Origin of the sequence: Eisenbergiella sp. OF01-20 (assembly GCF_003478085.1) — a bacterium.
In the GTDB taxonomy this organism is placed as follows: Bacteria; Bacillota; Clostridia; order Lachnospirales; family Lachnospiraceae; genus Eisenbergiella.
In genome coordinates, this window is sequence record NZ_QUES01000040.1 from 1 (window position 1) to 21,724 (window position 21,724).

A 21,724-nucleotide genomic window follows, 5' to 3' on the forward strand; every position below is an offset into this window, starting at 1 on the left:
GACGCTGCTCTTTTCCTGGCGGCTGCCGCCAAAGGGACGCGGCTTTTGACAACACTGCCTGTAAAGGAGGAAACTTGTAATATGTGTAAGGCTTTGGATGATTTATATAATGATGGAGTGAATCAGGGGCTGGTACTGGGAGAAGATTGTTTCGCCGCATTGTCGGAAAAGCTTCTTGCCGATTTCCGTATGGAGGATTTACGGGCAGCGATCAAAAATAAAGAGTATCGGGACAGGTTATACAAGGAATACCGGATTGAGAGATGCTGAAGGATGCGGTTCACCATAAGCAGTTTCGGAGGAAGAGATGAAAAACGGATAATCTCGGTTCGCCCTGGATACGCCTAATTATATGGAAAAACATAATTGGTAGACGGAACGATCGTTGATGGATACCGTCGGCAGAAACGCGGTTTGGTATGTCGGAGGAATGATTAGTTTCCTCTTAAATCAGTTTCCGCTTGACGAAGTGTAAGACATAATATATCATATGATATATAACAATTGATATATAAAGGAAGTGAGAGATATGGCGCCGAAACAGAAAATCACAAAGGAGCAGCTGTTAGAAGCAGCCTTTGAAATAACGAGAAGGGAAGGATTTTCCGCCGTCACGGCAAGAAGTGTGGCGGAGGCGGCAGGCTGTTCCATCCAGCCGGTTTTCAGCCAGTTTGCTACGATGGAAGCGCTGCACCAGGCAGTCTTTTCCTATGCCTGCCGGCGTTTTACAAATGAGATTATGAAAAATAAGGATAGACCGGATTTTATCGCCTGTACCAACAAGTGGGTTTTGAATCTGGCGCGCAGGGAGCCGAACCTGTTCCATCTGTTATACCTCTCAGACAGCTTCCAGGGGCAGAATCTGTGGGAGGTGATGATGGGATATGAGACCAACCGTGAAATGGCGGCTGTTTTTCAGGATCACTATGGTCTGACGGAGGCGGAATGTAAAGATATTTTTTTACGGGGGTATCTTCTTCTGCATGGGATTGCCACAATGATCGCTACAAATCACATGGATTTTTCCGATGAACAGGCGGCCGACATGGTGAAACGTACGGTGGCGGATATGGTTGAAGGGGCCCGGAGAAGGCAGAGCTTGGGGGATGGAGGGGAGAAATGAAGAAAAGGAAGATGGAAGAGAGCGGATTAGCGAAAGCGCTGCTTATGACCGTTCAAGCGGACAGGATGACACCCGCCGGACGGCAGAAGCTTGCAGAGGAGCGGCTGAGGAAGCTGGTGGCATATGCCAGGCAAAACAGCCCATATTACAGTAACTTGTATAAAGGACTTCCGGAGAAATGGGAGCTTACCGATCTGCCTCCTGTGAATAAACCGGATTTAATGGCCGGCTTTGATCAGTGGCTGACTGATCGCAGCGTATCGGAGGAAGAAACAGCTCTTTTCATAGAGGATAAATCCAATATGGGGAAATGCATGAACGGAAGGTATCTGGTGTTTACAACATCCGGATCCACCGGATTTCCGCTGACGGTTCTTTATGATAAAACCTGTATGAATATATCTTCGGCGCTGTCCGTAATCCGATCCTATGCCAGAAAAGAAGATATGGCCGCATTTATTAAGAATGGGAAGCGTACGGCCAGTATTTTTGCCGAGGGCTTCTATCTGGGCAGCGGTTCTATTGCATACCAGTTGCGCCGGATGCCATGGAAAAAAGGTCTGATGAAAAATCTGGATGTGAGGATGCCGATAACGGACATAGTGGAGCAGCTTAACCGTTTTTCACCGGTCATGCTGGGAGGATATCCCAGTGGGCTGGAACTGCTGGCAGAGGAGCAGGAGGCAGGGCGCCTGCATATTGCGCCGGCTGTCACAATGACCGGCGGCGAACTTCTGCGGGATGATGTGAGGGAGAAACTGACAAAAGCCTTCGGCGGGTTTGTGCAGACCAATTATTCCTGCACGGAAGGCGGGATCATGTGTCATGAATGCGTTAACCGGCACCTGCATCTGAATGAGGAATGGATTATGATAGAGGCGGTGGATGAAGAAAACCACCCTGTGCCCGATGGAACGATGTCCGCGAAAATCCTGCTTACCAATCTTGCAAATAAGGTGCAGCCCTTCATCCGATATGAGGTGACCGACCGTATTGTTATGCATCATGAAGCGTGCGGCTGCGGCTGCCAGGCCCCGTGGCTGGAAATAGAAGGCCGCAGGGATGATATTCTGCGATTTGAGGAAGGCGTGCGGATCCAGCCGCTGGCAGTGTATGCCCAACTGAAAGAAGTCCCCGGGCTTAAGCGTTTTCAGTTGGTACAAAAAGAACGTAATCTCCTTGAACTGCGGATCCTCGCCGGGGATCCACGCACGGTTTATCAAAAGGCAGAGAGGATTCTGCAGGATTTTTTCGTGACAAACGGTGTGCATGTGACTATTTGTGCAGGAGAGGAATTGCCGCAGATCCATCCGGAAAGCGGGAAATTTAAACATGTGGTGGGTCTTAAGTGAGTGGTTTGGGATGTGTGAGGGATGTCTGAACGCATTTATTTCCAGTGAAAACAATATTTATTTTTCTTCTGAAAAATAGTACTTGAATTGCATTTTTAATGGGGTTACTGTTTATTGTAAGGATGCATCCTCTAATAATATCAAAGGAGAAATCACATATGCCTCAAGAGAAAATAAGAGGACTTGAAAAGACAATCAGCAGTAAATATAACAATATAGCGGGTATTGTTATCTTAAAAAACGGGGAAAAGCAATTTGAGAATTATTTTAACGGATATACGCCAGCAGATACCGTTCATGTATTCTCGGTAACAAAAAGCATTATTTCGACATTGGCGGGCATTGCGGCTGACAGGGGATATATTAAGAGCGTTGATCAGAAAGTGCTGGATTTTTTCCCTGATTACACGGTTAAGAGGGGAGAGAAAACCATTCAGACCATCACCATCAGGAACCTGCTGACCATGACGGCACCATATAAATTCCGTTCGGCGCCGTATACCAGATTTTTTTCCAGCACAGACTGGGTGAAGGCTTCCCTTGATTTGCTGGGCGGAAGAAAGCCTGCCGGCGAATTCCGGTATATGGAAATGGTAGGACCGGACATTTTGTCGGGGATTCTTGTAAAGGCCTGCAGTTGTTCCGTACTTGATTTTGCACAGGAAGCGCTGTTCTCCCCGCTTGGTATTGCCGTAAAATCCCCTATCATTCTGGATACGGCCAAAGAGCATGTTGCGTTTGTCAAAACGAATAACGCCAGCGGCTGGGTCGCCGATGAATGCGGAACCAATACGGCGGGCTGGGGCCTTACTTTGACTGCCATGGATATGGCAAAAATCGGGCAGTTATATTTGGACGGCGGAAAATGGGAAGGCAGACAAATCGTATCCGGTGCATGGGTTACGGAAAGCTTAACGGAGCACAGCCGATGGAAAAAAGAAAATCTGTCTTACGGATATTTGTGGTGGACAGGGATCGGGAACGGATATGCGGCTATGGGAAACAGCGGAAATGTGATTTATGTCAATCCGTCGGAAAATCTGGTTATTTCCGTAGCCGCGCTGTTCAAGCCAAGCGCGAAGGATATTATAGATTTTATAGTTAAAGACGTGGAGCCATTATTTAAGCAGGGATTGTATATTCCGGCATCTTGACAGCGGCACTGCTAACCTAGTCACCATTCTGGCAACCTATTTTAACTGAGCAACACGGTTGAAACAGGATCCGGCAGGCCAGGGATGGTCTGTCGGATAATGCCGGCGCTGTGATTTTTACACAGATATTTATTCAAAAAAGGGCACCGGGTTAAAAGCAACATCCATGATCGCAGTATCAATCTTCTTCCCATCTAAATAGACCCGGAAATCCATCTCCTTATCCGAATGAAATGTAAGGCAGAAAACGGAATTGCCGGACTGTCCGCCGGAATCAAGATTCAGCTTGAGATAACGGCGGAACACAGGGCCGGAGGTTTCCAGTCCGATGGCTGAAGAATCACCGGCACCTGGAACATATACTGCATAATAAGCAGAAGCCGGAAAGCCGATATCACCTTCCTCAGTATACCGCAGAACACAGGCAATATCATACCTGCCGCCTGTATTTACAAACAATTCTGACAGCTCTTCCTTATCCATTGCTTTCAGGTATTCATCTGTCCCGTAAGTCCTGATACCGGAGGCGGATCCGCTTCCGGGAAAGAAAAAGAGTAAGATAACCGGTACGATAAGTACAGCCGTAAACATAAACACGGTATAAATTCTTTTTAAATTCTTTTTTTTCATTGTGTATCCCCCTGAAAGATAAAACGGATCCTTTCATAATAACAGCGGTGTCGGAATCATTATAGCAGAGCATAAATAAGTTTGCACGACAAAAGAAAACAGCGGTAGTTTATAGAAAGATTGTAAAAACGGAGCAGGCTGTCTGTGAAAGAGATGAAACAAAGCAAAAAATGTGAAAAACATCCGCTGCGGAAAGTGTATAGTATTCACAAGGAGGTACGGCCAATGAAAACAAATTTGGAAACAATTCAGGATATAGTGTTTTATATGGAAGGGCATTTGGAAGAACGTCTGGATTTGGACAGCCTATGCCGTGTGGCAGGTTATTCCCGCTATCATTTAAGCCGGATGTTCTCGGCAGTTGCCGGTTTTTCCGTGCATACGTATATCCGGAGAAGGCGGCTGACGGAGGCGGCCCGGCTGCTGGTATTTACGGATAAGCCGGTTATGGAGATTGCCCTGCTTGCCGGATATGAAACACAGCAGTCTTTTACAGTCGGTTTTAAGGCCATGTATAAATGCAGTCCGCTGGCTTACCGGCGCAAAAGGGAGTTCTGTCCCTTACAGCTTACATTGACTGTGGACGGATCCGGGAAGCTTAAAGGAGACATGATTACGGATGTTCAAATGGTGGAAAGCGGCAGAATATTGTTGGCCGGGTATCAGAAAAATACCCGCTTGGGTTTCTTTGTAATCGGACAATGTTGGAAAAAAATGCACGCCGGGAAGGCGGGGATACCCAACCGGATAAATACGGATTTTCTCATTGGCCTGAACGATTATGCACGATGGGATGCGGATGCGGAAAAGCAGCCGGCCTTTTCTTATTATGCAGCATCGGAGGTGGAGCGGATCGGCGTCCTTCCGAAAGGCATGGTGGGCAGGGAGCTTCCTGCCGCAAAATACATTGTGTTTAGTTTCAGGGGAAAAAGAGAGGACAGCATGCAGCCGGCGGCAGATTATATATACAAAGAATGGTTTCCGCAGTCAACCTGCCGGCTGAATGAGGATGCGCGGTATGATTTTGTGCGGTACGGTGAGAAAACGGAGGAGGACGGCAGGAGCAGGATTGCGTATTGGGTTCCGGTTTTATAGTAACCTCCACCGTGCGGCTTCGGATTGTAACCGCCACCTGCCCTTTTCTCTCTTTTTTATAATCCCTTCTTTCCGTCATTGCCTTGCTATGCTAAAATAGCAGTATAAGGAATACGACCGTACAACGGTACTCAATTCGCGCAAAACGACGGGAGGGTGTTATTATGACTAACGTACAGTGGCTGCTGTTGGTATTGGCAATTGTGATTCTTGTGCCGGTTTTAGGTTCCGTGACGGCGGGCCTGTTTCGTAAATGGGATTTCAAACGTCAAATCGAAGGAAAACGTCCGGAGCGCAGGGCTGACAAAAGCATGAAGCTTCCCGGGGAGAATCCGGAAGTGAATGTGGATATGGATACGGAGAGACTGCGGTTTGAGGCGCAGATGAAACAGAACCGCCGGATGCCGTAGCGCCGGTTTCAGTTTCCGCTTCCTTTATACTTCCCCGGTGTGGTCCCCTTTAGCTTCTTGAATATCCGTATAAAAGCATTACTGTCCACAAAGCCGGTCATCTGGGCAATATCGGCTATTTTCAGGTCTGTTTCCTTCAGCAGGGCAACGGAATTGGATATCCGCACTTCATAGAGATAGTCAATCAGGCTTTTCTGATACTGATCCCGGAATTTTTTGGAAAGGTATGCCGGTGAGATATGAAAATACTCTGCAACCGTATTCAGATTAATATTGGCGTCAAAATAATTGTTTTCGATAAAGCGGCAGATATCTTTTCCCCAGTGGTCGTAGGATGGGTTTTTACTTTTTTCCGCCAGCTCTTCGCTTGCAGCCAGATAGGCCTGCTGCGTCCGGGCAAGCGCTTTGGGCAGGGATTGTGAGAAAAAATCCTCATCCAGAAAAGCAAGCGCGTCCAGCTGAAGGCCATAATGGGTCTGGCAGTAGAGCTGCAGCTTTGCGGTAGCCTGGTAAAAGAAATAAAAACAGCTTTGGGCGTCGGCCCAGGATAGAATGCATTTCTCCATATTTTTATCCAGCATCCGGAAATAGTCCGTTATCTGCGCCTGGTTTCCGGCAACTACCAGATTGATGACATATTCGCTGGTATTCAGCGGAATGGAACCTATCAGCTGCTTTTGGGGGATCGTTTCATAGCAGCAGATGCTTCCTGTTTCGAATAACCGCTGATATTCCAGGGCGGTATCCGCCTGCAGATAGGCGTCCGGTATTTCTTTTTGCTGCTGTATGGAGCTGATGCCGGCACGCAGGGATAATTGGAAGGAATCCTTCAGAAATTCCAGCAGCTGTCTGGTCAGCTGTTCAATTTGTTCAAGCGGATGTGCAGTTTGTTCGGGGATATGGATGAGCACGGAAATTTTCGCGCCCCGGTTGCTGAACCAGGTATCGGGAAATCGTTCGGACAACAGCTCCTGAAAAACATTTTCAACGGTAAAGGTGGTCAGATCCAGAACATTATCCGGTTCGTTAAAGCTTCCTGTCTTATCTACATGGAACAGGACAACACATACGGAGGAATACGTGAGGTTGAGGGAAAATTGCTCCGCCACCTGTTCGGGGATTTGGTCAAAAACAATTTCTCCGGAAAATATCTTCTGCATGTAATTATTCTTCAGCAGCTTTCGCTGCCGTTCTATCTCGTTCCGGCTTTGGGACAGGATTTTCATTATAAAATGGAATTCGTTTTTCTCCGGTTCCATGCTCTCATCCGTGTCCTTTATGAACTGCAGGATTTGGGATACGGGTTCGTAATTTTTCCTTGAGTAATACATGATAACTACAATTCCGATAAGGACACAGAACAAAATGGTGAGCAGCATGAGTTTCAGCAGCTGCGCCGTCTGGGCCTGATAGTCCGCTTTTCTGGTAACGGAAATCAGGGCGGTTCCGGGTATCTGCAGGGGATAATAATCAATGATCAGTTCCTCTTCAGCCTGGATTTCATAAACGGAGGATTCCGGTCCGGCGGCGGCAAGTTCTTCAAAAGGAAGCCCGGACAGGCGGATATCAGTTGTTCCCGTGGACAGAAGAGGCCCGTCGCCGCTGATCAGGGCAAAGGAACAGGGGGACTCCAGAAGGAGACTGTTTTGAAGGCGGTTCTGCAGATTCTTTTTATCAATTTGGATAGCCAGTATGGAAAGGGGCCGGCCGGATATATCCGTCAGAAGTTCCTCGGCAACGGTAATAAAGTTCTTATCCCCGGCGCCATAGCATAGGATACGCTCCGTCTGCAGGCCGTCCAGGATAGAAGCCCAGTCGTTTCCGGACAGGCTGTAGCTTTTAGACTCCATAAATGGAAACAGGGTGGTGGAAAACGTGGAAGCGGAATTCACCACATATTCCGAACCGGGAAAATACAGATTAATCCGCTGGATTAAGGAATTGGATACCTGCAGGGAAGCCAGGTCCTTTTTCAGATAGTATCTGTCCATAGGCGGAGTGGAGTTCATCGTACTTTTATTGTTGGACAGGGCCGCCACGTATTTATTCAGCTGAAGATGGGATCCTAAATTAACTGCGTCCCGGAAGGCGGAATTTATCTGTTCCGCAAAATTTTCCAGAATCAGGTGCTGGTTTGTCCGGTTGCGTTCCTTCAGGGCATGATAGCTGTGGAAATAATAAAAGGAGCAGATTAATATAGGCAGCAGAAGAACAATGGCATAAGAAACCAGAGTCCTCCAGAATAAGCCGGTTCTTTTTTTCTTTATGCGTTTATGGAATATCCGATTCATATAACCCCTCACCCTTTATAACGATACTGTATAATAAGTATATCATAAGCAGGTAAAATTCCAGTATGATATTTCTAAACCAATCTTATTTTTCTTGCATTTTTCCGCAGAAACATATGAGTGTGCTTTTGTGAGATTTACGTCTGAGGCGGACAGGGGTATATTGGTCGTACATCGAAACGAAAGCGCGCCGGTTCGGGTAGTAAAGCAGTATCTTTTCATAACAGAAACAAAGGACGCGTGCAGGGTCACGCAGATGGGAGTTTAAACATGAGAAAGAATTTGAGAAATAGAATCTGTTCTGTCACATTGGCAGGTGCCATGCTGCTGTCAACTGTACTTACAGGCTGCGGCGGCAGCGGGGAAGCACCGGCTGCTTCCCATAATAAAGAAACGGAAGCCGGAAGCGGGCAGACGGCAGAGGACGGGGAAAAACCGGTGCTCAGTGTGTGGGCGTATTGGACGAACGGTGATCTTTACAGCGATCAGGGGGACTGGGAATACTGGCAGGCAATAGAAGAAGCATGTAATGTGGATTTGGAATTCCTTGACAGCACCGGGGGAAAGGATGCCTTATCCCTGCTTGCAGGCACCGATGACCTTCCGGATATTATCATTGAATATGATACCACCTTCCCCGGCGGTGTTCAGAAAATGCTTCTGGACGGCTCCATCATTTCTTTAAATGATCTGATGGATAAGGGAAAGCTTCCTAACTTTAAAGCGTATCTGGAATCGGACCCCGAGGTGGATAAGCTTTGTAAAAATAACGAAGGCCTGTACGCATGGACACCTATGATCCGCAAGCCGGATTCCCCGCTTGTATTCAATGGGAATATGATCCGTCAGGACTGGCTGGATGAATTGGGCTTCGATTTGCCCGAAACAGTGCAGGAGATGGAGGATGTGCTCGTTGCATTTAAAGAGCAGAAGGGCTGTGATGCGGCTTTTTCCTTCATATACGGCAACTACAATATTATGGTAAACAGCTTTGGAATCCGTGAAGGCATGTACGTGGACGCAGAGAACAAAGTCCACTTCGGAGCCGTGGAAGAGGAATACCTGGATTTCCTTACTTTATTTAACCGCTGGATGAATATGGGAATTCTGGATCCCGACGCTTTTACACAGGATGCGGACGCTTTTTTTGCCAAGATTGCCGGTGAGAGGACAGGACTGGTATGGGGATACACCGGAGGCACACTGGGAAAAATCCAGACCATGCAGGAAGAAAATAAAGAAATGAACTACCAGCCGGCCCCCAATCCGGTTCTGAACAAAGGGGATCAGTTCCTTGTGGACCAGAGCAGCTACCGTATCAACAACATAGGCGGTGTGATTTCCGCTGCCTGCAGCAATCCGGAAGCGGCGGCGAGGGTACTTGACTATACCTATGGCGAAGAGGGAAATATGCTGGCCAATTACGGCAAAGAAGGGGTTACCTATGAGATGGTGGACGGAAAGCCTGTGTTTACGGACTTTGTCCTACATAATCCCGACGGGCTTTCTATTGAAAAAGCGCTTTCGGTTTATGCCGGCTGCAACAATAAGCCGTTCTTGGTAGAAAAGGATTATATGCTGGGCGGTTATGCTTATGAGGTACAGAAAAAATCCCTGGAGGTATGGGCAACTCCCGACGCACCCATAAAGGATATGCCGCCCCAGACCATGACGAATGAAGAGGTTCAGGAATACAATTCCATCATGACGGATATCCAGACTTATCTGGATGAATTTAAACTTAAATTCATTCTGGGAACGGAACCACTGGAAAATTTCCCTCAGTTCGTGGAAAATATTAAAAATATGAACATCGACAGGGCGATTGCAATCAGGCAGGCGGAATACGACAGGTATCTGGCAAGATAACAAGGTAAACGGCAGGTCCGCCGGCCGGAATTACCGGATTGCGGGCCTGCATTAAAGGAGCATTTTATGAAGAAGGTCAGTTTTTCTGCCAGACTATGGCAGAATATGAAAAAGCATAAAGGGCTTTACCTCATGATTTTGCCGGTGGTGGCCTTTTATCTGGTATTTTGCTATTATCCCATGTACGGCGCACAGATAGCGTTCCGGGATTATACGCCGAAGCTGGGAGTGTTTCACAGCCCATGGGCAGGCTTAAAGCATTTCAGTGAATTTTTCAAAAGTGTATATTTTGAACGGCTTATCCGCAATACCTTTTCCATTAATTTAAAAAACCTTATTTTTGGCTTTCCGGCCCCGATTCTGTTTGCCCTGCTGCTGAATGAGGTACGCAGCCATAAATATAAAAAGTTTGTCCAGACGGTGAGTTATATGCCCCATTTTATTTCTACGGTGGTTGTTGCGGGAATGGTGCTTCAATTTACGGCTACGGATGGATTTTTGACACAGATTATGACACGGTTTGGTTATCCGAAGCAGAATATGATGTTAAATCCATCCCTTTTTCAGCCAATCTATGTCATATCCGATATCTGGCAGGGAATCGGGTGGGGATCCATTATTTACATAGCCGCAATTGCGGGAATTAATTCGGAGCTGTATGAAGCGGCAAGAATGGATGGGGCGGGGCGCTTTAAACAAATGTTACACGTAACGCTTCCGGGGATTCTGCCCACCATAATCACCATGTTCATTCTTCGTGTGGGGAATATGATGAATCTGGGCTTTGAAAAAATAATCCTCCTTTATAATTCCTCGATCTATGAAACCGCAGATGTCATATCCACCTATGTTTACCGGAAAGGTCTGGTGGATCAAAGCTACAGCTTTTCCACAGCTGTAGGCCTGTTTAATTCCGTGATCAATCTGACACTGCTCTTTTGTGCAAATAAGATATGCAAACGATTAACAGAACACAGTCTATGGTAGGAGAACCTAAATGAAAAAGAAAAATATCCGGGGATGGGGCTTCCGGCTGGTAAACGCAGCTGTACTGGGGCTGGTTGCGCTGATGACTTTATATCCTTTTTTATACGTTATCTTCGCATCTTTCAGTGATCCGGTTAAGCTGATGGGAAATTCCGGCCTTTTGCTGAAGCCACTAGGGTTTTCGCTGAATGCGTACAAAAAAGTATTTGTTAACCCCTCCATTTACAGCGGTTACCTGAATACCATTTTTTATGTGACCGCAGGAACAATGATTAATATTCTGGCTACCTGTATGGCGGCGTATGTATTATCCAGGAAACAGTTTATGCTCCGCCGTTTTCTCACCATTCTGTTTATTTTTACCATGTATTTCAATGGGGGCCTGATTCCCAGCTATCTGCTGATTAAGGATTTAGGATTGATTAACAGCCGGCTGTCCCTGATTCTTCCGGGGGCGGTAAGTACCTTTAACCTCATGATAATGATTACCGGCTTTGAAGGGATTCCCCAATCCCTGGAGGAATCCGCGCGAATTGACGGAGCGGGTGACTGGACGATACTGTTCCGTATTATAATGCCTCTGGCGAAGCCAACCATAATGGTTATTTTGCTCTACTATGCAGTGGGCCACTGGAATTCCTGGTTTAACGCTATGATTTATCTGCGGGATGCACAAAAGATGCCCATTCAGATCTTCCTGCGTGATATCCTGACGAGAAGCCAGCTCGGGGCCATGACGGGCCAGACAGATGTGGAGGATGTGGGCCAGACGATAAAATATGCCACAATCATAGTCTCCACCGTACCGATACTCTGTATTTACCCTTTTATACAAAAGCATTTTGTGAAAGGTGTCATGATTGGGGCAGTGAAAGAATAGAGGAACCCGGAAAAGAAAGGGCGGTAAATATGATAAGAACATTTGCTACACATAAAATCAGAAAAACGCAGGAGATTTCCTCCTGTCTTTGGGATTTTAGCACGTTGCCGGAAAAGGGGAAAGGAGATCCTGTCAGATACAGGGCTGCGGTACCCGGCTGCTGGGAAAGCTGTCCGGATACGCAGACATACCGGGGCAGGGGCTGCTATGAAAGAGATATTATCTGTTCCGGAAATGTGCGAATCGAATTTAAAGGAGTGAGCCATACGGCGCAGGTCTGGCTGGACGACAGGGAAATCGCATCCCATTATAATGCTTATACTCCCTTTTCCGCCGTCGTCAAGGGATTGGCGGAAGGGAAACATCATCTGAAGGTAATCGCAGATAATTCTTTCGGCCCGCAGTCCGCCCTGCATATCCCCAATGATTACCAGTCCTACGGAGGGATCACCCGTCCGGTGGTGCTGGAGGAGATACCTGATGTGTATCTGTCGCGCCTGCATATTACCCCTGTCCGGAAAGATGGGGAATGGTATGCTTCGGTGGAAGGGGAACTGCAGAATCTTTCGGAAACGGCCTTTAGCGGAAAACTGGTCCTGTACCTGGGGGAGCAGATACTCCATACAATGCCCGTGACAGCAGAACCGGACAGTGCGGCGGCATTTACAGCAGAAAATCTTTGCTGCGGGCAGGTGGATGAATGGTCGCCGGATAATCCGGCATTGTATGTACTGAGCGCGGTTTTGCAGGACAGCAGCGGGAAGGCTGTGGATGATCAGATTGACAGGGTAGGCTTCCGGGAGATCCGTATAGAAGGAAAAGATATCCTCCTGAACGGACGAAAAATAAGGATAAAGGGCTTCTGCAGGCATGAAGATCATCCGCAGTTTGGCTGCGCCATCCCTTTTCAGGCCATGCAGCAGGATCTGATGCTGATAAAGGACTTGGGGGCTAATTCCGTACGTACCGTTCATTATCCCAACGATGAATTATTTCTGGATTTATGCGATGAGACGGGAGTATTGGTCTGGGAGGAAAACCATGCCAGGGGGCTGTCCGAAGAACATATGCGCAATCCGAATTTTGAAAACCAATGTGAGGAATGCATCCGTGAAATGATAGAGGCACATTACAACCATCCTTCCATTTACATATGGGGGATTCTAAATGAATGCGCCAGCCATACGGAATACGGACGGGAATGCTACCGGAAACAGTATAACCTTATCCGGGAGCTTGATCAAAGCCGTCCGCGCTCTTCCGCCAGCTGTCAGTTTAAGACCGATATCTGTTTTGGAATGCCGGAGATCGTATCTTATAATATTTATCCTCTCTGGTATCATGATACGCCGGCAGATGTGTACCTGAAGGATCTGTATCACTGGGTCCAGGAGGAAACGGAAGGGGCGGGGAAACCCTTTCTCGTAACAGAGATAGGCGCCGGTGCGGTTTATGGTTACCGTACGCCGGCAAAAGTGAAATGGTCTGAGGAATACCAGGCCGCGGCGATTGAAAAACAGCTGGCAGCAGTATTTGGCCAGGAAGGCTGCAGCGGTGTCTATATCTGGCAGTTCTGTGACGGACGGGTATGCGACAGCTGGTTTGGAACGCGTCCGAGAACGATGAACAATAAAGGGATAGTGGATGAGTACAGAAGGCCAAAGCTGTCTTATGAGACGGTGAAACGGATCTATAGGGGACTTGCTGCTTATTTTGATGAAGCGTAACGGTCCGGACGGAAAAACAAATTTTTTGTAGAGGAATGCAGGGGGGGAGAATTAGCTCATCCCTCTTTCCTGTTTTTTAGCAGGCAGCTGAGATTATCCAGGGTATTTGGTCCTCGCGGCTGTCGCCAGCTATACACGCAAGCGCATATAGGTGGATCGTTACCCGCGGAAATAAATGGTAATATAAAATATAAATTTACTATACATTTGTCTGTTTCCCTATTGTATAATAAAGCGCGGGAATAAAGTATTAGCCCGGTAGTCTGTAATGGGAAAGTCCAGGGAAAGGCCGGAACTTTATCTGTAAACGGGGGACAGGAAGAAATGCGGAAAGTATTTACTACGACACGGATACAATTAATCATTTCCATGATGGTTTCGGTTTTAATCCCAACGATTCTGATTAATCTGTTTTACTATCAGCAACTGAATAAATCCACGCGAACCCAGCTTTTATCCTATCAGAAGGAAATTGTACAGCAGTCTGCAGATGATGTACAATCATTAGTTGATCAGATTAATGTGACGACTCGCCAATTAATAGCAATGTCTGTGTCTTCAGATATGTATAAAAATTATAATGAGAAAACTCCCAGTGAAAAACTGAGTACGGTGAAAAGCTTACAGCGCATGATGCAGAGTATTGTTTTTTCTGTTTCTTACCATGCGGGAACCTATTATATAGGGACGGATAACAGTATTTTCAGTAATTTAAATACGCTGAATGCCGACAGGCTGTTACACCGGATTGGAGAAGAAGAAAATGGAGTTCCTTTCGATGCGGATTATTATTCAAATGTTGTAAGTGTAAGGGTAATCCCTTTTCTTACGGATATTCAGAATTATAACCGATATAATGCGCTTCAGACAATCGGTATTGACCTGCAGTATTCAGATCTGGAAAATATTTTTGCAGAGAAATATAATCCGGGCGAAATGGAATTTTTTATTATAAACGATGCTAATAAACTTATCTATTATTTGAGTGACAGCGATTACCAATGGGAACAGACAATAGGGAAAGAAGTAAGCGGCGCCCAGTACTCCTATCTGAGTAATTTTGACAGCAGGGAAAAAGAACAGATATATAACTATATTTCCGGTCCCGGATGGAATGTATATGCCTATATCCATTTGGATGCACTTACAGCAGACTTTTCTGCACAGAACCGCTCCCTGGCTTTAATTTTATTGATAACCCTGTTTTTTGCCGTTATTTTTTCCTGTTTCGTCTCGAAAAGCATAACCAGGCCGATAAATGATTTGATCACTAAAATGAAGAAAATTGGAGAGGCCGATAAAAGCACACCGGCTGTTGTGACAAGAAACCGGGATATTATGGTGTTATCGTATACGTTTGATGACATGCTTGTTCAGATTGATAAGCTGAATCAGATCACCATAGAAAAGGAAAAAGAAAAAACCTCCATGCAGCTTCGAGCCCTGCAGGCACAGATTAATCCTCATTTTCTGTACAATACCCTGGAGGATATAAGAAGTATCGCATTAGAATATGGTGTCATAAGTATCAGTGAGATGACAAAAGCTCTGGCAAAGATTTTCAGATACTGTATCAGTAAAGAGAATATTGTTACAGTAAGAGAAGAAATCAATCACATTAAAAACTATGCGCAAATACAGCATTATCGGTATGGAGACCGATTATCCATCATGTATTATGTTGACGACGCAATCATGAATTGCAGAATTGTAAAATTTATCCTCCAGCCTATGATAGAAAATGCGATCAGCCATGGGATTGAACCCAAAAGAGGGAAAGGGGTTATAACAATTATTGGAAGCAAAAAGCAGAGAGAAATCGAATTCCGTATCATTGATAACGGGATGGGAATGACTTCGGAGCAGATAGAACGGATAAATGAAGATTTGACGGATAAACGCGAGCCCTCCAAAGGCATAGGGTTGATTAATGTGGACATGCGTCTGAAGCTGCATTATGGAGAAAAATATGGGATCATAGTAGAGAGCCATTTGGGAGAAGGAACACAGGTGACGGTCAGGATGCCTTATACGGAGGAGGTTTTGGATGATAAAAGCAGTGATATTAGATGACGAGAAACCGATATGTTCATTGTTGAAACGGATCATTCCCTGGAAAGAACTGGATATAACACTGGCAGGAGAAGCTTATGACGGCGAAGACGGCCTTAGAATGATTGACAGGCTGAATCCGGAAATTGTAATAACGGATATCTGCATGCCGGGGATAAGCGGGCTGCAGATGGTGGAAACTCTCAGAAAGAACAGAAAAACGAAAGATACGATTGTTATTTTTATCAGCGGTTATGATGAATTTCAATATGCCAGGGAGGCTATCAGGATGGGGGCCTTTGATTATGTGCTGAAGCCATTGGATGAAGCGGAAATATTCAACATTCTTAAACGGGCTAAAGAGACTGTTCTTAAAAGGGAAAAGGGTTCCCAGTACGTTTCCAAACTTAGAAAAGAGATTGTCAAATTATCCAATGGCCAGGAGATAGAAGCGGATCATGCAGTGAATGGAAAAGAATCGGTCCGGCTGGCGGTGGATTATATCCGGAACCATTATAATGAAGATATCAGTCTGGAAACAATTGCCGGGAAAGTTTTTGTCAATCCGGCCTATTTTTCGCAGCTGTTTAAAAAGGAAACCGGCAGCGGCTTTAATGATTATGTGAATAGTCTGCGCCTGGAAAATGCAAAGTTACTGTTGCAGCAGCCGTTTCTGAAGGTAAATGAAGTTGCGAATATGGTTGGATATAATAATATCGTTTACTTTAACCGTATTTTTAAGAAATATATTGGGGTTACGCCTTCTGAATATAGAGAAAGCCAGTGCGGACGTTAGTAATTGGATAGCCTTCTTGTGTGCAGAGAGTCCTGAATCCTTCGTGGATTTTGGACTTATTTGTGTTATTTGCCCAATGATGAAAGGAGCAGATTGTTAAAATAAGTTTATGTTTCCAAAAAAAGTTCAATTTACATGCCGCTGTTTGTTCATTACTATTAAAGCATAGTAAATACTATATAAAAAACAGGAGGTTAGGGGTATGAAAAAGAAAACAATATGCGCGTTAGTAACGGCATCGCTGCTTATAGCAGCTTTGGGAGGCTGTACGTCTGCGGATTCTTCACAAAGTGGAGGAGAAAACGGGGATGAGATTAAAACAGCCGAAACAGCGGAAAACACAAAAACAACATCAGACGTTTCCGTTCCCACCATTCGATTTGCATATAACTGGACCGGAACGGCGGATCCTAAGAATGCAACCTATGAGAAGATGATTATGGACTATGTGGAGGAACATAAGGATTCCGTCAATATTGTTCTTGAAACAGCCAGCGGTATGGATCTTCAGGACAAAATCAAGGTCGATCTGGCCGCCGGGGATTTGCCGGATGTATTTATGTACTGGGGCGGCGAATCAAATTTAGGTTCCATGGTGGAAAATGGCCTGCTGGTGGATGTGGATGCGTATTGTGCGGAAAGTAAAAATATTGCAAGGGAGCAATGGGATGAAAGTACCTTTTTAAACTCCACGCTTGATGGAAAAGAATTCATGTTTCCGGTTGAAAGCTTTAAATGGTTCTGTATTTATAATCAGGCATTATTTGATGAATATGGATTAAAAATCCCTGCTACGTATGATGAACTAAAAGAATGCAACGAAGTCTTTCAAGCAAATGGGATTACAACAATTGATGTGGGATCAAAAGGCGGAGACTACGGACATATCCTTTATAATGAGGTGCTTTATCAACTGGACGGAGGAATTGAAGATACCAGGGATCTGACAATTGACCGGGAGTTTGCGGTGCAGGCGACATCGGATGCAGCCATGTATATTACACAGATGCGTGATCTCGGTATGTATCCGGATGATACCATTGCAAATGGCGGAGGCGAAAATGCAGCATTGCTCTATACCCAGTCCAAAGCAGCAATGATGATGTGCGCTCCCTGGTTATTTGCATCAATCAGTGCGGACGTACTTGATACGACAGTGATTGCGCCATTCCCGGAAATGCCGGACGCAGCGGTTTCTCCTACAGAATTTAATATGGGAGCAATTTCCGAAGGGCTTTGCATTACAACAGAAGCTTTCCAGGATCCCGCCAAGAAGTCTGCTGTTATTGATTTCGTGGACTTCCTTTTATCAGATGAAATTTTCAGTGCTTTAGGTAAGACAGCTACAATGCCGGCTAAAAATATTACTTTGGATGCTTCTGAATTAGATCCCTGGATGGCAAAAGCTATCGAGTATACAAATGATTTACCTACTTACCAGCCCCTTTGGTTCCTAATGCCTACTACGGATACAGCGACCACATATTCAGACGGGCTGGATGAGATGTTCGCGGGAGCTATTGATGATAAGGAGTTCATCCGGAAGGTTCAGGAAGCTTTTGATAATGCGGAATAAACACAACGCTGGAATTATAGGGGCTGGTATAGGGCCGGCCCTTTGTTTCAGAAAGAATGGGGGGAATCATGAAGAAAAAGAAATATCTGTTTGCAGTTGTTTTTGTATTGCCGGCCTTTCTTGTTTATACAATTTTTATTGTTGCACCGGTATTCTTCTCCATCTGTTACAGTTTTACATCATGGGACGGGATCGGGACACCAAAGATGAACGGTATACAGAATTATATAAAAATGTTTGCCATGAAGGATTATTGGAAGGTACTGTTCAATACGATAAAGCTGGTGGGAGCTTCCGTATTTATCCAGATTCCCATAGCGACGATCCTGTCGTTCCTGTTGTTGCGAAAAACAAAGGGATATAAATTTTTCCGGACTTTTTACTTCATTCCGGTGGTTGTGGCGCCTATTGCAATCGGAATCATGTTCTCTCTTTTTTACAATGGGGATGTGGGGCCAATCAATAAACTTCTGGACCTGATACACTTATCGTGTTTAAAACAGAATTGGCTTTCGGATGTGAACGTAGTGGTTAATTCTGTTATTTTCCCTCAGATATGGCAATATATAGGATATTCCCTTGTCATTATTTTTGCGGCTATGAAGTCCATTGACAATGAAATGCTGGAAAGTGCGGATATAGATGGTGCGGACGCATTTCAGATATTTATACATATTGTTGTCCCGATGTGTCGTGATGCAATCGTTGTTGCAATCATTCTGGTAGTTACGGGATCCTTGAAATCATTTGATTATTCCTGGGCGTTAACACAGGGAGGCCCTGGGAATGCATCTTCCTTTCTTGCAGTCTTTATGTATAAGACTGCATTTGTCCAGAACAAGTTCGGGCTGGGGAGTTGCGTTACCGTCACAATCATGATTTACTCCATAGCGTTGTCGGCCTTTATTAAGAGATTCAATCGGGATGAAAAGGAATAAAAGCATATGAATAAAAAAAAGATGAAGAAACTGAAAATAGGCGCTATTACAAAATATATTGTGCTGATCGCATTTGCCGTAGTTGACTTTTATCCGTTCTTTTGGGTGTTAATGAGTTCTTTTAAAGAGAATATCGATATAACGGCAAATCCTCTCGCACTTCCTGAATCCATAAGCTTTTCCAGTTATGTTGGAGCATGGACGGATGTTAAAATCGGGGTAAATTTCTTAAATAGTGTTATTTATTCCATCTGCGGCGTGGTATTAATTGTGCTGCTGAGTTCAATGGTGGCTTTTGTTATTACCAGGGTTCTTCCTTCAAAGATGCTGTATGGCTATTTTACCCTGGGCATCATGATTCCAATTCACGCGATTTTGATTCCCACTTTTATAATTATGAAGCATTTGAATATTTATAATACCAGGCAGGGATTTATCATTTTAATTGCGGCAAGCAATCTGTCACTGGCTATATTTATTCTTACCAGCTTTATGAAAGGCATTCCGGTTGAATTGGACGAAGCTGCTTATATGGATGGCTGTAGTTATTTCAAAATGTTTTATAAGATTGCGTTTCCTTTAGCAAAACCTGGCTTAGCGACAATAGGCACATTAACATTGCTTAACTGCTGGAATGAATATCTGTTTGCCTATATTATGCTGGCGAATGAGAAAATCAAGACAATTACCCAGGGTATATTTGCTCTTAAAGGACGATATTATACAGACTATGCTACTTTATGTGCGGGACTTATGATAGCGATTATTCCGATGATGGCATTCTTTGTTATTTTTCAGGAACAGGTTATAGGAGGAATGACTGCCGGAGCTGTGAAGGGGTGAAAACAGATGAGATTATTGAAGGATTTATATCAGGTTGCAGGATGTATGTATGGGGTTCATGAAAATATATATGCCATACGTACGGAGGAAGGAATTGTTTTAATAGATACGGGATTGCATAGGGAAACATATTATGTTATCCGCAGGAACCTGAGCTATTGGGGGTTGGACCAACAACGAATACATAAAGTGTTATTAACGCATTGCCATTACGAGCATTCCGGGAATTGTTACAGATTTGAAGCAGAAAAGGCAGATATTTATATCCATGCTGCGGAGTCAGAGGCAATCAGAAAAGGAAGCGACAGAATTGCAGAATACCGGTTTTTTGGATGTGAACCGTATCAACCGGTACAGACATGTATTTCTGTCAACGATGGAGAGCATATAAAGGCGGGTGAATATGATTTTGAGGTACTACATACGCCGGGGCACTCCGCCGGGTCGGTTATTTACAAACTACATATGGAAGATAAAACAGTTTTGTTTACCGGTGATACCGTACTGGCAGATAAATTATGCCGGGAAGGTATGGTGGGGTGGACAGGTGGGACAGATTATGAGGAGCACCAATATATGGATAGCCTTAAAAGGCTGGCGGACATGGAGGCCGATGTTGTGCTGCCCGGGCATGGGGAAGTATGTATGAAAGACGGCGGACGCCTGCTGAATGGGACATTTTTAAGAGCGAGGCTTCTTTTTACGACGCAGCCTCATGTGAACATAAATACGGCTTCTATGTTTCGATAGTCAGGAAGCAGTTAAGAGAGAGGGGTAAGCCATGCAGATAATGAATAACGTATATCAGGTGCTGGGCGGAGCCTATGCCAATATTGCCAATATTTTTGCAGTAAAGACGGATAATGGGTTAGTTCTTATTGATTCCGCTGAAACGGAAGAAGAGTATGAACTGATTCTTGAGAATATGAGATATTGGGGACTGGAGAAATACCCGATATCCTATGTTCTCTTAAGCCATAAGCATCTTAATCATATTGGGAATGCATACAGATTCAGGGAGATGGGGGCAAAGATTGTGGCGGGGGTCAGGGATGCGGATGCGGTTGAGAAAGGAATCATTACAGAAATCTGTGATTATGCTCCTTTTCCTAAAAAAAAGCAATATGTTCCATGCCCTGTTGACATAAAAGTAAAAGATGGCGATAGTATAAAGGCAGGAAATCTCTGTTTTGAAGTTACAGAGGTACCCGGCCATACGGACGGCTCCGTATTCTATCGTCTCGAACTGGAAGGGAAGGTTATTTACTTTACGGGAGATGTACTGAATGTTGCACCCGATTGTACAGGAGCAACATTAGGCTGGGAAGGTGGTATCGATTATAATAGAGATATATTTTTTGATTCGATCAGACGTTTTTCAAAATTTGAGTGCGATATCATTTTACCGGGGCATTATCAATTATGCCTGCAGGACGGCAGCAGGATTATGAATGATGCATATCGGGCTGCGCTGGAGGAATGGCGTCAGCCATCAGTCGTGATAGAATAAAATTGCATAGGGATATAAGAGTCTTGCTTTTCATTCAGACAGGATATAAAATATTTTTAAAATTTATTGTTTTTTTGAAAGGATATCCTCCTCCCATTCGTATATCTATCAGAACAAAGAAAAATGGAGGAACCAATCATGAAAAAAACAATCGCTGCTCTTACCCTGTCTGCCATCCTGGTTATCGCCATGCCCTTAACGGCATTGGCACATGGTCACGGACATAACAACGGCGGAAGTCTGCCGGCAGTCACAGGTTATTCCCTGTGTAATACAGCAGACTGCAATACTACCGGGAACCATCAGCATGACGGGACTACCTATGCCGGACATTATCTGGGAGACGGACACGATTATCACCAGGCCTGTACGGCGGAGGGCTGTACGGAAACCGGATCACATGACCACAACGGAACCGTCTGCCTGCCTCATAATACGAACGGCGGCAGCTGCAGCAATGCTTCCCATCATAACGGAACCCATCATTAAGT

General features: G+C 45.1%; 19 protein-coding genes and 1 pseudogene. 18 read left to right on the forward strand and 2 right to left on the reverse strand.

Annotation, left to right across the window (positions count from 1 at the left end):
* The 4 genes and pseudogenes from DXA36_RS27870 to DXA36_RS27885 form a co-directional block, all read left to right on the forward strand.
* Positions 1-270, forward strand: a pseudogene (locus tag DXA36_RS27870) (hypothetical protein); the annotation flags it as partial.
* Positions 271-529: 259 nt separating this feature from the next.
* Positions 530-1,123, forward strand: coding sequence for a TetR/AcrR family transcriptional regulator (locus DXA36_RS27875; RefSeq protein ID WP_118682541.1), 594 nt, complete (start codon positions 530-532; stop codon positions 1,121-1,123).
* Positions 1,120-2,475 carry a phenylacetate--CoA ligase family protein gene (locus tag DXA36_RS27880; protein ID WP_243114759.1) on the forward strand — a complete coding sequence of 452 codons (1,356 nt, stop codon included), beginning with the start codon at positions 1,120-1,122 and terminating at the stop codon, positions 2,473-2,475. The genes DXA36_RS27875 and DXA36_RS27880 overlap by 4 nt, the downstream gene beginning before the upstream one ends.
* 158 nt (positions 2,476-2,633) lie before the next feature.
* Positions 2,634-3,629, forward strand: coding sequence for a serine hydrolase domain-containing protein (locus DXA36_RS27885; protein ID WP_118682542.1), 996 nt, complete (start codon positions 2,634-2,636; stop codon positions 3,627-3,629).
* Between the two features lie 129 nt (positions 3,630-3,758).
* On the opposite strand, the gene DXA36_RS27890 is transcribed toward DXA36_RS27885, so the two are convergent.
* Positions 3,759-4,259, reverse strand: coding sequence for a hypothetical protein (locus tag DXA36_RS27890; protein WP_118682543.1), 501 nt, complete (start codon positions 4,257-4,259; stop codon positions 3,759-3,761).
* A gap of 225 nt (positions 4,260-4,484) precedes the next feature.
* On the opposite strand from DXA36_RS27890, the gene DXA36_RS27895 reads away from it, so the two are divergent.
* A complete protein-coding gene (locus DXA36_RS27895) occupies positions 4,485-5,354 on the forward strand; it encodes an AraC family transcriptional regulator (RefSeq protein WP_118682544.1) in 870 nt (289 codons plus the stop codon).
* Between the two features lie 164 nt (positions 5,355-5,518).
* A complete protein-coding gene (locus DXA36_RS27900; RefSeq protein ID WP_118682545.1) occupies positions 5,519-5,764 on the forward strand; it encodes a hypothetical protein in 246 nt (81 codons plus the stop codon).
* An 8-nt stretch (positions 5,765-5,772) separates the two neighbouring features.
* On the opposite strand, the gene DXA36_RS27905 is transcribed toward DXA36_RS27900, so the two are convergent.
* Positions 5,773-8,055 carry a helix-turn-helix domain-containing protein gene (locus DXA36_RS27905; protein WP_118682546.1) on the reverse strand — a complete coding sequence of 761 codons (2,283 nt, stop codon included), beginning with the start codon at positions 8,053-8,055 and terminating at the stop codon, positions 5,773-5,775.
* 270 nt (positions 8,056-8,325) lie between these two features.
* Between DXA36_RS27905 and DXA36_RS27910 the strand changes: the two genes are divergently transcribed.
* The 12 genes from DXA36_RS27910 (at position 8,326) to DXA36_RS27965 (ending at position 21,722) form a co-directional block, all read left to right on the forward strand.
* Positions 8,326-9,924, forward strand: a complete 1,599-nt coding sequence (locus tag DXA36_RS27910; protein WP_118682547.1) for an extracellular solute-binding protein — start codon at positions 8,326-8,328, stop codon at positions 9,922-9,924.
* 66 nt (positions 9,925-9,990) lie between these two features.
* On the forward strand, positions 9,991-10,911 hold the full coding sequence (locus tag DXA36_RS27915) for an ABC transporter permease (protein ID WP_118682548.1): 921 nt from the start codon (positions 9,991-9,993) through the stop codon (positions 10,909-10,911).
* A gap of 10 nt (positions 10,912-10,921) precedes the next feature.
* Complete coding sequence (locus DXA36_RS27920; RefSeq protein WP_118682549.1) at positions 10,922-11,791, forward strand: carbohydrate ABC transporter permease; 870 nt, start codon at positions 10,922-10,924, stop codon at positions 11,789-11,791.
* Between the two features lie 29 nt (positions 11,792-11,820).
* Positions 11,821-13,518: a glycoside hydrolase family 2 protein gene (locus DXA36_RS27925; RefSeq protein ID WP_118682550.1), complete on the forward strand. Its 1,698-nt coding sequence runs from the start codon at positions 11,821-11,823 to the stop codon at positions 13,516-13,518.
* 324 nt (positions 13,519-13,842) lie between these two features.
* Positions 13,843-15,591 carry a sensor histidine kinase gene (locus DXA36_RS27930; protein ID WP_118682551.1) on the forward strand — a complete coding sequence of 583 codons (1,749 nt, stop codon included), beginning with the start codon at positions 13,843-13,845 and terminating at the stop codon, positions 15,589-15,591.
* Complete coding sequence (locus DXA36_RS27935) at positions 15,566-16,366, forward strand: response regulator transcription factor (protein ID WP_118682552.1); 801 nt, start codon at positions 15,566-15,568, stop codon at positions 16,364-16,366. The genes DXA36_RS27930 and DXA36_RS27935 overlap by 26 nt, the downstream gene beginning before the upstream one ends.
* A gap of 202 nt (positions 16,367-16,568) precedes the next feature.
* Complete coding sequence (locus DXA36_RS27940) at positions 16,569-17,942, forward strand: ABC transporter substrate-binding protein (protein ID WP_118682553.1); 1,374 nt, start codon at positions 16,569-16,571, stop codon at positions 17,940-17,942.
* A gap of 68 nt (positions 17,943-18,010) precedes the next feature.
* Positions 18,011-18,880, forward strand: a complete 870-nt coding sequence (locus DXA36_RS27945) for a carbohydrate ABC transporter permease (protein ID WP_182479289.1) — start codon at positions 18,011-18,013, stop codon at positions 18,878-18,880.
* Between the two features lie 6 nt (positions 18,881-18,886).
* Positions 18,887-19,723: a carbohydrate ABC transporter permease gene (locus DXA36_RS27950; protein WP_118682555.1), complete on the forward strand. Its 837-nt coding sequence runs from the start codon at positions 18,887-18,889 to the stop codon at positions 19,721-19,723.
* Positions 19,724-19,729: 6 nt separating this feature from the next.
* Positions 19,730-20,473: an MBL fold metallo-hydrolase gene (locus DXA36_RS27955; protein WP_118682556.1), complete on the forward strand. Its 744-nt coding sequence runs from the start codon at positions 19,730-19,732 to the stop codon at positions 20,471-20,473.
* A 31-nt stretch (positions 20,474-20,504) separates the two neighbouring features.
* The gene (locus DXA36_RS27960) at positions 20,505-21,233 is read left to right on the forward strand and encodes an MBL fold metallo-hydrolase (protein ID WP_118682557.1); all 729 of its coding nucleotides are present in this window, start codon (positions 20,505-20,507) and stop codon (positions 21,231-21,233) included.
* 138 nt (positions 21,234-21,371) lie between these two features.
* On the forward strand, positions 21,372-21,722 hold the full coding sequence (locus tag DXA36_RS27965; RefSeq protein WP_118682558.1) for a hypothetical protein: 351 nt from the start codon (positions 21,372-21,374) through the stop codon (positions 21,720-21,722).
* Positions 21,723-21,724: the final 2 nt, after the last annotated feature.

What these genes read in the sequence shown, in the direction of transcription:
- DXA36_RS27955 (WP_118682556.1), top strand. Translation starts at nt 19,730, where the DNA reads ATGAGATTATTGAAGGATTTATATCAGGTTGCAGGATGTATGTATGGG.
- DXA36_RS27895 (WP_118682544.1), top strand. Translation starts at nt 4,485, where the DNA reads ATGAAAACAAATTTGGAAACAATTCAGGATATAGTGTTTTATATGGAA.
- DXA36_RS27930 (WP_118682551.1), top strand. Translation starts at nt 13,843, where the DNA reads ATGCGGAAAGTATTTACTACGACACGGATACAATTAATCATTTCCATG.
- DXA36_RS27935 (WP_118682552.1), top strand. Translation starts at nt 15,566, where the DNA reads ATGATAAAAGCAGTGATATTAGATGACGAGAAACCGATATGTTCATTG.
- DXA36_RS27890 (WP_118682543.1), bottom strand. Translation starts at nt 4,259, where the DNA reads ATGAAAAAAAAGAATTTAAAAAGAATTTATACCGTGTTTATGTTTACG.
- DXA36_RS27880 (WP_243114759.1), top strand. Translation starts at nt 1,120, where the DNA reads ATGAAGAAAAGGAAGATGGAAGAGAGCGGATTAGCGAAAGCGCTGCTT.
- DXA36_RS27905 (WP_118682546.1), bottom strand. Translation starts at nt 8,055, where the DNA reads ATGAATCGGATATTCCATAAACGCATAAAGAAAAAAAGAACCGGCTTA.
- DXA36_RS27910 (WP_118682547.1), top strand. Translation starts at nt 8,326, where the DNA reads ATGAGAAAGAATTTGAGAAATAGAATCTGTTCTGTCACATTGGCAGGT.
- DXA36_RS27960 (WP_118682557.1), top strand. Translation starts at nt 20,505, where the DNA reads ATGCAGATAATGAATAACGTATATCAGGTGCTGGGCGGAGCCTATGCC.
- DXA36_RS27925 (WP_118682550.1), top strand. Translation starts at nt 11,821, where the DNA reads ATGATAAGAACATTTGCTACACATAAAATCAGAAAAACGCAGGAGATT.
- DXA36_RS27920 (WP_118682549.1), top strand. Translation starts at nt 10,922, where the DNA reads ATGAAAAAGAAAAATATCCGGGGATGGGGCTTCCGGCTGGTAAACGCA.
- DXA36_RS27875 (WP_118682541.1), top strand. Translation starts at nt 530, where the DNA reads ATGGCGCCGAAACAGAAAATCACAAAGGAGCAGCTGTTAGAAGCAGCC.
- DXA36_RS27965 (WP_118682558.1), top strand. Translation starts at nt 21,372, where the DNA reads ATGAAAAAAACAATCGCTGCTCTTACCCTGTCTGCCATCCTGGTTATC.
- DXA36_RS27915 (WP_118682548.1), top strand. Translation starts at nt 9,991, where the DNA reads ATGAAGAAGGTCAGTTTTTCTGCCAGACTATGGCAGAATATGAAAAAG.
- DXA36_RS27900 (WP_118682545.1), top strand. Translation starts at nt 5,519, where the DNA reads ATGACTAACGTACAGTGGCTGCTGTTGGTATTGGCAATTGTGATTCTT.
- DXA36_RS27945 (WP_182479289.1), top strand. Translation starts at nt 18,011, where the DNA reads ATGAAGAAAAAGAAATATCTGTTTGCAGTTGTTTTTGTATTGCCGGCC.
- DXA36_RS27940 (WP_118682553.1), top strand. Translation starts at nt 16,569, where the DNA reads ATGAAAAAGAAAACAATATGCGCGTTAGTAACGGCATCGCTGCTTATA.
- DXA36_RS27950 (WP_118682555.1), top strand. Translation starts at nt 18,887, where the DNA reads ATGAATAAAAAAAAGATGAAGAAACTGAAAATAGGCGCTATTACAAAA.
- DXA36_RS27885 (WP_118682542.1), top strand. Translation starts at nt 2,634, where the DNA reads ATGCCTCAAGAGAAAATAAGAGGACTTGAAAAGACAATCAGCAGTAAA.